Origin of the sequence: Methyloceanibacter sp. (assembly GCF_051306395.1) — a bacterium.
Taxonomy (GTDB): Bacteria; Pseudomonadota; Alphaproteobacteria; order Rhizobiales; family Methyloligellaceae; genus Methyloceanibacter.
Genome location: NZ_JBPPND010000177.1, coordinates 1 through 8,521 on the forward strand (window position 1 = coordinate 1; position 8,521 = coordinate 8,521).

The window sequence follows — 8,521 nt, forward strand, 5'->3', positions numbered from 1 at the left end:
ATCCTGTATTAGCGAAGGGCCTGATCCCCAGCAATCAATCGCTTGGAGTCCCGTGTCAGAAACCTTGGAAAGCGTGAATCCTGTCAATCGCCAGGCCGCCCGCGCGGAGAGCCGGCGTGAGCAAAATGGCATCCTTGGTACCCGCCACGATTGGCAGACCATCGAGATCGTGTGCCTGCTAAGGGCGCCGCTACTCGACCTCCTTGACGAGGCGCGGGCGGTGCACCAGCGCTACCACGCGGACGGCCAAGTGCAGCTCGCCAGCCTGCTGTCCATCAAGACCGGGGCCTGCCCGGAGGACTGTAAGTACTGCCCGCAGTCGGCGCACTACACCAAGAAGACGGGGCTCGAGCGCGAGGCCCTGCTCGACGTGAACGACGTGCTGTCCAAGGCGCGACTCGCCAAGGAGGCCGGCGCCACACGCTTCTGCATGGGCGCCGCCTGGCGCTCGGTGAAGGACGGCCCGGCCTTCGACAGCGTTCTGGAGATGGTGCGCGGCGTCCGCGACCTCGACATGGAGGCGTGCGTCACGCTCGGCATGCTGACGGAGACCCAAGCCAAGCGGCTCGCCGAGGCCGGGCTCACCGCCTACAACCACAATCTCGATACATCGCCCGAGTTCTACCGGGAGATCATCACAACAAGGACCTACGAGGACCGGCTCGAGACGCTGGCCCATGTGCGCGGCGCGGGCCTGCAAGTCTGCTGCGGCGGCATTATCGGTATGGGCGAGACCATCGAGGATCGGGCGCGCCTCCTGCAAGAGCTGGCCACGCTCGACCCGCACCCCGAAAGCGTGCCGATCAACGCTCTGGTCCCCGTGCCGGGCACGCCGCTCGAGCATCAGCCGCCGGTCGAGCCGCTCGACTTGGTGCGCATGGTGGCGACCGCGCGCATTCTTATGCCCAATTCCTTCGTGCGGCTGTCGGCGGGGCGCTCGGCGCTGACCCGCGAGGCGCAGATCCTGTGCTTCCTCGCGGGCGCCAATTCCATCTTCTATGGCGACAAGCTGCTAACCACGGCCAATAACGACGTGGACGACGATCTCGCCCTCATCGAGGAGGCCGGCTTGCGGATCAAACCGGCCTGCGCTCTGTAATCAGTGCTTTTGCCGGAGTTTCGGCGGCTGGCCGGGATTGGTGTGATAGGTGATCATCAGCATCGCCAGCAGCACCGCGGAGAATAAGCCCGCCAAAGCGCCGACGCCGACCGGCGCGGTGAGCTCGCTGAAATCGAGGACCTCCTTCGCCGCCAGGCTGCCGGCTAGCGAAGCAATGATCGCGTAGATCGCCACCAATGCGGGCGTCTTCGAATCGTCGGGTCCGACCCCCGCCCCTTTGGCAATGATGAGATTGCGGATGATGACCCCGGCAACGGCGCCAAGGAAGCCGGCGAGAATTGCCAGATAAACGGCGCCGAAGCTGCCTCCCACCACCAGGCCGGTCACCGCTCCCACAACGGTTCCGACGAAGAGCACGATCAAAAGACTAGCTGATGTCATTTCTGCCCCCCTTAGGCCCTGACCCACTTGAGGAATCAGTTCTTATTCGTGCGAGAGTTGAGCATGTGGAACCAATTTGGGCAAGAATCCGCGGCGCTCGGCCAACTTGCCTTCGGACCTAGCGAACGCTAGGCAAGCGCAACTTTCTCAGTCGCCCGGCAGCCCATGTCCCGCATCGTCTACGTGAACGGCGCCTATCAGCCAGAAGAAGAGGCGAAGATCTCCGTCTTCGACCGGGGCTTTCTGTTCGGCGACGCCGTCTACGAGGTCACGGCGGTGCTGGACGGGCGGCTCGTGGATTTCGACGCACATCTGGCGCGCCTCGACCGGTCGCTCAGGGAGATCGAGCTTCCGCTTCCGATTCCGCATGAGGGGCTGCGCGAGTTGCACGAAGCGCTGATCGCCGAAAACAAGGTCGGCGAAGGCATCGTCTATCTGCAGATCAGCCGCGGGCCGGCGGAGCGCGACTTCGCCTATCCCGAGGCCGCCATGCCGACCGTCGTCGCGTTTACGCAAAGCCGCGCCCTGCTCGACAACCCTTATGTCGAAACAGGGGTCAAGGTCGTCACCATCCCCGACATTCGCTGGAAGCGGCGGGACATCAAGTCGGTCTCCATGCTCGGCCAGGCCATGGGCAAGCAGGCAGCGAAGCGCCAAGGCGCCTACGAGGCTTGGATGGTGGAGGATGGCTTCGTGACGGAGGGCACCTCGTCCTCGGCCTTCATCCTCGACGCAGGCGGCGTGCTCCGCACGCAGCCGCTTGGGGTCCATATTCTTCCCGGCGTCACGCGCCGGGCCATTCTCCGGCTCGCCAAGGAAGAGGGCCTGCGCGTGGAGGAGCGGCCGTTCACCGTGGCGGAAGGCATCGAGGCGCGCGAGGCCTTCCTCACCGCGGCCTCCGCCTTTGTGCTCCCGGTCGTCGAGATCGACGGGCACGCTATCGGAGACGGTATTCCGGGGCCGGTCGCGCGGGAGTTTCGCGCCCACTACATCGCCGAAGCCCGAGACTCTTAGCTAAGAGACGGCCGGAGCCCAGAGGCCCCGGCCTGCGATGAGACACAAGCAGTCTACCTCCGCGCCGTCTTGCGCTTCGTTGGCCCGGTTCTGCGCTTCGTTAACCCGGCTTTGCGCTTGGTCGTGCCGCTCCTCGCGGCCGCCCGCTTGAGTGGCGCTTTCTTCTTCGTACGCGATGAAGACGACGTACGCCGGACGGTCGACCGTTTGGCGGCGGTCTTGCCAGACGCCCGGCGGTTCACCTTGCCCTCGGCGAGGGTGGAAAGTTTCTTGTCGGCCGCCTTCTCTTCCTTGAGGTTGGCGTTGAGCAAGCTCACCACGTTGTCGTGGCCGAGCTCCTTTGCCCAAGCGATCAGCGTGCCGTAACGCGACATCTCGTAATGCTCCACGGCCTGTGCACTGCCGACGATCGCAGCGTCCAGTACCTTCTTGTCGTCGACCTCGCCCGCTACCTCGTCGGCCTCCTTGATCAGGCCGTCGATGGCCGGGCAATCCACGCCCTTGGGCTCCTTGCCCAGCCTCTCGAAGACTTGTTCAAGGCGCTTCACCTGGCCTTCGGTTTCCTTGAGATGGCTCCGCAACCCGGCGCTGAGCTGCCGGTTCGTCGCCTTGTCGATCATCTTCGGCAGCGCTTTCACGATCTGATTTTCGGCGTAGTAGACGTCCTGGAGGGTGTGAATGAACAGATCCTCCATCGACTTTATGTCTTTGCTGAACAAACCCATTGCAGTGTCCTTTCGGCGTTTCTCGGTGCTTCTCGGCTCGCTTTTGCACGCGTCGACCGGCGCTGCGAGACGTGCGACGTTAAATCGCCAAAGTTCCAATAAGTTCCGCGGAGCTGATCAGAGCGGGGGCGAATCAGCTATGTTTGGGATAAGATGCTGAGAGCAGATTCATGACGCTCACGTCCTATAAAGCGCGCCCTCGCCGCAAGATCATCGGCTTCTCGCCGGAGATTTTGCAGGCGCTCGAATTGCTGGCGCGGGATAGCGGCCGCAGCGTCCAGTCATTGGCCGATGAGGCATTCGGGGATCTCTTGGGGAAGTACCACCGGCCCACCTCGCTGAAGGACGCCTTGCGGGAAAGCACGCGCCGGCTTCCCGCCAACGACGATGTCCCGCCCGAGCGGCACGGGACCTAAGCGCTATTCCTTTAGGCGGTCGACGATAACTTGAAGGGCGGCGATGGCCTCGGCGCGGTCGCGCTTGTTCAGATCGAGCAAGAGCTTGAAGCCGTCCTGCTCCTCGCGGATGACGGACCCCTCACTGACCAGGTCATCGTAGAGGCCGAGAACCTTGTAGCAGCGGAGCGGTTCGGCGAAGCCCTTGACCTTGATCGGCTCCCGCTCCTCCGCATTCACCTCGTCCTTCACCAGCGCATAGGTCTCGTGGCCGATGAGAATGCCGTCGGTCTCGGCAAAGGACTCGAGCCGCGCCGTGGCGTTCACGCCACTGCCGATGATGGTGTAGTCCATACGGTCGTCGCTGCCGAAATTTCCCACAGTGACGTAGGCGGTGTTGATGCCGATGCGAAGATGGAACGGCTGCTCGGCGCCGAGCTCCAGCCATTCCGTATGCAGCTCGGCGAGACGCTTTAGCATGGCGATGGCCATGCGCACGCACGCCCGGGCGTCTTCCTTGACCCCCTTGGATTCGGGATCGCCGAAGAACACCATGATGGCGTCGCCGATATATTTGTCGATGGTCGCACCATGCTCTAGCGCGATGTTGGTCATCTCGGTGAGATAGCGGTTGAGCAGGTTGGTGAGGTCCTCGGACTCCATCTTGTCCGTAGTCTCGGTGAAATTCACCACGTCGGAGAAGAAGATCGTGAGTTTCTTCCGGCTCGACGCGATCTCCACGTTCTGAGCGCCGGTGAAGATCGAATGATAGATTTGCGGCGAGAGATATTTCGACAGCTTTGTGGCGAGCGCATCGAGCGCCTTATTCTTCTGGGCAATGACCTCGTTGGCTTGACGCTGCTCTTTGGTCAGCGCGTTAAGCTGCTCCTCGTTGCGATCGCTCAAGCGCATCAGCCGGCGCGTGGCGCGCAGCAGCTTTTGGTAATCCTTGACCAGCGCCTCGTAGCGTTTGCCGTCGGCGAGATCGGCGAAGCGGCCGCTCTCAATGAGCTCCTGCGCCGCCACGAGCGCCCGCTCCTCGGCGCCGAAGAGGTCGTCTGACGACATTAGACGGCCATCTTCTCAAGGTGGAACTTGGCGGATTCGAGGTCCTCGCCAAACTCCTCGCCGAGTTCCTGCATGGTGTCGTCTTCTTTGTCGTAGAGCCAGTGGATGTCGACGGACGCGCCGTCCGCCGCCGCGGCTTCGAGCTTGTCCATGAGCATCATCACGGCCTTGGCGCTCGAGCTGTTGAGATAGATGAGCTCGAAGTCGAAACGGCAGCTGCCCTGGCCGAGCCCGCCGAGATACTCATCGAGTGCGTCGAACACTGGCCGGTAGAACTCGGTCACATCCTCGGGATAGGACTCGCCGGAAATCTTCAGGTGGTTGCCGGCAAAATCGAAAGCCACGGCCGGCGTACGCGAAGTCGGCTCAATATCCAGCTTGTCCCGCATCACTCAGCCCTCAGATGGTCGCTTTAAGCGCGAAAAACGAATAGTCGGCATCGACGTCGAAAAAATCGAACTCGATGGGCTGGGTCGCGCGCCGGGCGATCTCCATGAAGCCGAGGCCGGCTCCCTTGCTGCCCTCCTCGGGATCGGCCCTCAGCTTCTCTTTATAAAGGGCCTTCAGCTCGTCCTTGTTCATGTCTCTGATTCTGCTCAGCCGCTCACGAAGGCGTTCGACGTCAGTCTGGCGTACGAGATTGCCGGCACACACGATGTAATCCACCCCTTCCTTGCCGATGGTGAGGATGCCGTAGCGGATCTCCTTGAGCGCATTGGCATCGGACGCGGGCGGCGGCGCATGCTGCATCTCGGCGGAGTAACGGATGATGTTCTGCATCTGCTCGACGAAAATGGCAAACACGCTGCGCAGCGTCTTGGTGTCGGCGTCGTCGATCGTGAGCTTCTGCTTCAACGCCTCGCCTACGCCGCTGAGCACGGGTTCGGTCACATAGCCGCTATAGGCGAAGATCACGCCTTGTTTATGCAGCATCGACCGCAGATCCATCAGTTGGCCGGCGAGCATGGGGTTCTCCTAGGAATGCGGAATGAAGCCCAAGACGGTGAGATCGTCACGGCGGCGTTCGTCCCCCTGATACTGCTCGAAGGCTTCGCGCAACGATAGCTCCTGCTCCCTCATGGGCGCATCGCGGAGTTTGTGCAAGAGGTCCTGAAAGCGGCGTTTGCCGAACGAACGGCCGCGCGGTCCGCCGATCTGATCGATAAGCCCGTCGGTAGTGAGATAGAACGAATCCTGATCGTCATAGGGGAAGGTGTAATCGCTGAACCGTGTCTTGTGGGCGAAGCGCCGATAGCCCAGGCCCTTACGATCGCCCTTGATCTCGATGACGCCCTCCTGGTTGGCGCGCCACAGCGAGAAGCGTGCGCCGGCGAAGGTCATGGACTGCTCTTTGGGATTGATGAAGCAGATGCCGGCCTCGAGTCCGTCATCGGTCTCTCCTTGTTGCGCGTCCTGGCCGAGCAAGCTCCGCACGCCCTGGTGCAGACCGGTCAGAACCTCGCTCGGCTTGTCGCTCGGCGCGCTGCGAAGCATCCGGTCGAGCAGCCCCCAGGCGATGAGCGTCATAAAGGCGCCCGGCACGCCATGCCCAGTACAGTCGCCGACCATGACCGCATAGCCGTCGCGGATCGGCTGAAACCAGAAGAAGTCGCCGCCCACGATGTCGCGCGGTTCCCAAATGAGGAAGTGATCGGCGGCCACGGCTTCCAGTTCCTGGCGTGCGGGCAGCACGGCGGATTGGATGCGGCTGGCATAGCGCAGGCTTTGAAGAATGAGCTGGTTGGCGGCGGCGGCGCGCTGCTCGCTCTCCTTTACCTCGGTGAGATCGCTATAGACGGCGACGGTGCCGCCGGTCTCGGTGCGGCGCTCGCTGATCTGAATCCAACGGCCGTCGGCGCGGCGTTGCAGAGCCGGCTCCCCGGGATTGCGGTGCTCTTCGAGGCGCTGGCGGATCCAGCCTTTCTCGCGTCCGCGTGCATCGCCGATGACCCCATGTGTGACCGCCTTGCGCAGGATTTCCTCGTAGGTGGAGCCTGGCGGCGGCGGGCCCTCGCCCACGTCGAACAGCTCGGCATATTTCTGGTTGCCGAGAACGAGGCGATCCTCGGCGTCATAGAGCGAGAACCCTTCCGAGATCGTCTCGATCGCGTCGGTGAGCCGCTGCTCGCTCTGCTGAAGGGCGGCCTGCTCGGCGGTCTTGCGCGCGGTAACTTCGCTCCAGGTGCCGATCACTTCGAGCGGCTGGGCGTGCTGATCTTTGACCAAAGTCTGCTCGTCGCTGACCCAGCAATAGATGCCATCCGCCTTGCGAAAGCGGTATTCGGAAACGCGGTGGCCGGTCTCGAAGAGTTGTGCTTGCCCGGCCTCGACCTCATCAAGGTCTTCGGGGTGAACGTGGGAGCGCCAGAAGTCCGGCTGCGTCAGATAATCGTCGGGCGCGTATCCCAGCACGCGCTTGATGTTTTCGCTGACGAAGCTGGGCTTGAAGTCGCCGGTCGCGCCGAAGCTGTAGACCACGGCCGGCGCGCTATGCAGCATCAGATCGAAGCGCGCCCGCGCTTGGCTTTCCGCCTGCTCGGCCTCTTTCCGCGCGCTGATATTGCTCCAAGAGCCGACGATCTCGGCGGGGTTCCCCTTCTCGTCGCGCAAGAAATACTGGTCGTCGCTGACCCAGATATAGGTGCCGTTGCGCTTGCGGAACCGGTACTCGGTGACGTGGCGTCCCTTCTCGAACAGGTTTCGCTGCTGGGCCTCCACGGAAGCGAGGTCTTCGGGATGCACGTGCGAGCGCCAAAAATCGGCGTGCTCCAGATATTTCTCCGGACAGTAACCGAGCAGCCGCTTGATGTTCTCGCTGATAAAAGTCGGTGCGTAGTCGTCGCGCGCCTTGAAGCTATAAATGACCGACGGTGCCGTCTCCAGAAGCATGGCAAGCCGCGCGCGGGCCGCGTCCTCGCCTTCCTCGGCGGCTTTGCGTGCGCTGATGTCGCTCCATGAGCCGACGACTTCGAGCGGCGCGCCTTCGGCGTCCCGGACAACGTGCTGCTCGTCGTTCACCCAGCAATAAGAGCCGTCCTTGCGGCGAAAACGGTATTCGAGGGCCTGATGGCCGATATCGAAGAGATTCGCGATCTCGGCTTCGACCCGAGGCAGATCGTCCGGATGGACGTGTTCCCGCCAGAAATCGGGGTTGCCGAGATACTCCGCGGGCGCGCAGCCGAACAGGCGCTCGAGATTGTCGCTGACGAAGGTCGGCGCAAAGTCGTCACGCGCCTTGAAGCTGTAGATGACCGCTGGCGAGGCGGAGAGGAGCCGCGCGGCGCGCTCCTCGGCCGCCGCCTCGCTCGCGTCGTCCATGGCTTGCTGGATGATGCCGGCGACAGCGCCAAGATCGGCGCCGGGGCGCAACAGGTCCGCCAAGGCAGCGGCGGCGCGGCCGGCATGGTCCTTCGATGCGGTCATCGTCCCGCGCTCAGTCCTCTTGAGGGCGTCGTTTTGGATCGTTCACTCCGGGCCGCGCGAAAAGCGCGAGGCCAGATAAACGCATATGGCCGGCGGATCATACCCCGAATCAACGCCGCAAATGGGCGCTGTCCACCCAAATCACCGCAAGGTTACCGCTCGCCAAGGCTGGTCGCCGACGCGCGTCCGACGACGCCTATTGAGGGGTATCCGGGGTCGATGTCTTGGCTGCAGGCGCCTCCGCCGCCGGGGTTTCCGGCGACGTCTCAGACGTCTTCGAGGAGAATTCGTCAGCGGTCTTGCCCACGACGCAGTCAAACCATCCTTCGTCGCCGAACTCACAGTTGTGCCGCTTGCTCTGAACCACCGCAAAAATGGCAATAATCACGATAAGA

9 protein-coding genes and 1 pseudogene are annotated in these 8,521 nt (G+C 62.8%); 3 read left to right on the forward strand and 7 right to left on the reverse strand.

Annotated features, from left to right (window positions below):
- The first annotated feature begins 130 nt into the window (after positions 1-130).
- Positions 131-1,099 carry a biotin synthase BioB gene (gene bioB / locus ACSLE4_RS09050; protein ID WP_435904143.1) on the forward strand — a complete coding sequence of 323 codons (969 nt, stop codon included), beginning with the start codon at positions 131-133 and terminating at the stop codon, positions 1,097-1,099.
- On the opposite strand, the gene ACSLE4_RS09055 is transcribed toward bioB, so the two are convergent.
- On the reverse strand, positions 1,100-1,501 hold the full coding sequence (locus ACSLE4_RS09055; protein ID WP_435904135.1) for a hypothetical protein: 402 nt from the start codon (positions 1,499-1,501) through the stop codon (positions 1,100-1,102).
- Positions 1,502-1,666: 165 nt separating this feature from the next.
- On the opposite strand from ACSLE4_RS09055, the gene ACSLE4_RS09060 reads away from it, so the two are divergent.
- A complete protein-coding gene (locus ACSLE4_RS09060) occupies positions 1,667-2,515 on the forward strand; it encodes a D-amino-acid transaminase (protein ID WP_435904136.1) in 849 nt (282 codons plus the stop codon).
- Between the two features lie 224 nt (positions 2,516-2,739).
- Here the strand turns inward: ACSLE4_RS09060 and ACSLE4_RS09065 are convergent.
- Positions 2,740-3,240: pseudogene (locus ACSLE4_RS09065) on the reverse strand (ferritin-like domain-containing protein); the annotation flags it as partial.
- 170 nt (positions 3,241-3,410) lie between these two features.
- Between ACSLE4_RS09065 and ACSLE4_RS09070 the strand changes: the two are divergent.
- On the forward strand, positions 3,411-3,656 hold the full coding sequence (locus ACSLE4_RS09070; protein ID WP_435904137.1) for a ribbon-helix-helix domain-containing protein: 246 nt from the start codon (positions 3,411-3,413) through the stop codon (positions 3,654-3,656).
- A gap of 3 nt (positions 3,657-3,659) precedes the next feature.
- Here ACSLE4_RS09070 and ACSLE4_RS09075 read toward each other — a convergent pair whose 3' ends face one another.
- The 5 genes from ACSLE4_RS09075 to ACSLE4_RS09095 all read right to left on the reverse strand — a co-directional run.
- Positions 3,660-4,703, reverse strand: coding sequence for an adenylate/guanylate cyclase domain-containing protein (locus tag ACSLE4_RS09075; protein ID WP_435904138.1), 1,044 nt, complete (start codon positions 4,701-4,703; stop codon positions 3,660-3,662).
- Entirely contained in the window at positions 4,703-5,092 is a 390-nt protein-coding gene (locus ACSLE4_RS09080) for a DUF1987 domain-containing protein (protein WP_435904139.1), read from the reverse strand. Before ACSLE4_RS09080 ends, ACSLE4_RS09075 begins: the two co-directional genes overlap by 1 nt.
- 10 nt (positions 5,093-5,102) lie before the next feature.
- Entirely contained in the window at positions 5,103-5,669 is a 567-nt protein-coding gene (locus ACSLE4_RS09085) for a SiaB family protein kinase (protein ID WP_435904140.1), read from the reverse strand.
- Between the two features lie 9 nt (positions 5,670-5,678).
- Positions 5,679-8,126, reverse strand: a complete 2,448-nt coding sequence (locus ACSLE4_RS09090; protein WP_435904141.1) for a PAS domain-containing protein — start codon at positions 8,124-8,126, stop codon at positions 5,679-5,681.
- 196 nt (positions 8,127-8,322) lie between these two features.
- A partial coding sequence (locus ACSLE4_RS09095; protein ID WP_435904142.1) for a hypothetical protein occupies positions 8,323-8,521 on the reverse strand: 199 nt, incomplete at its 5' end.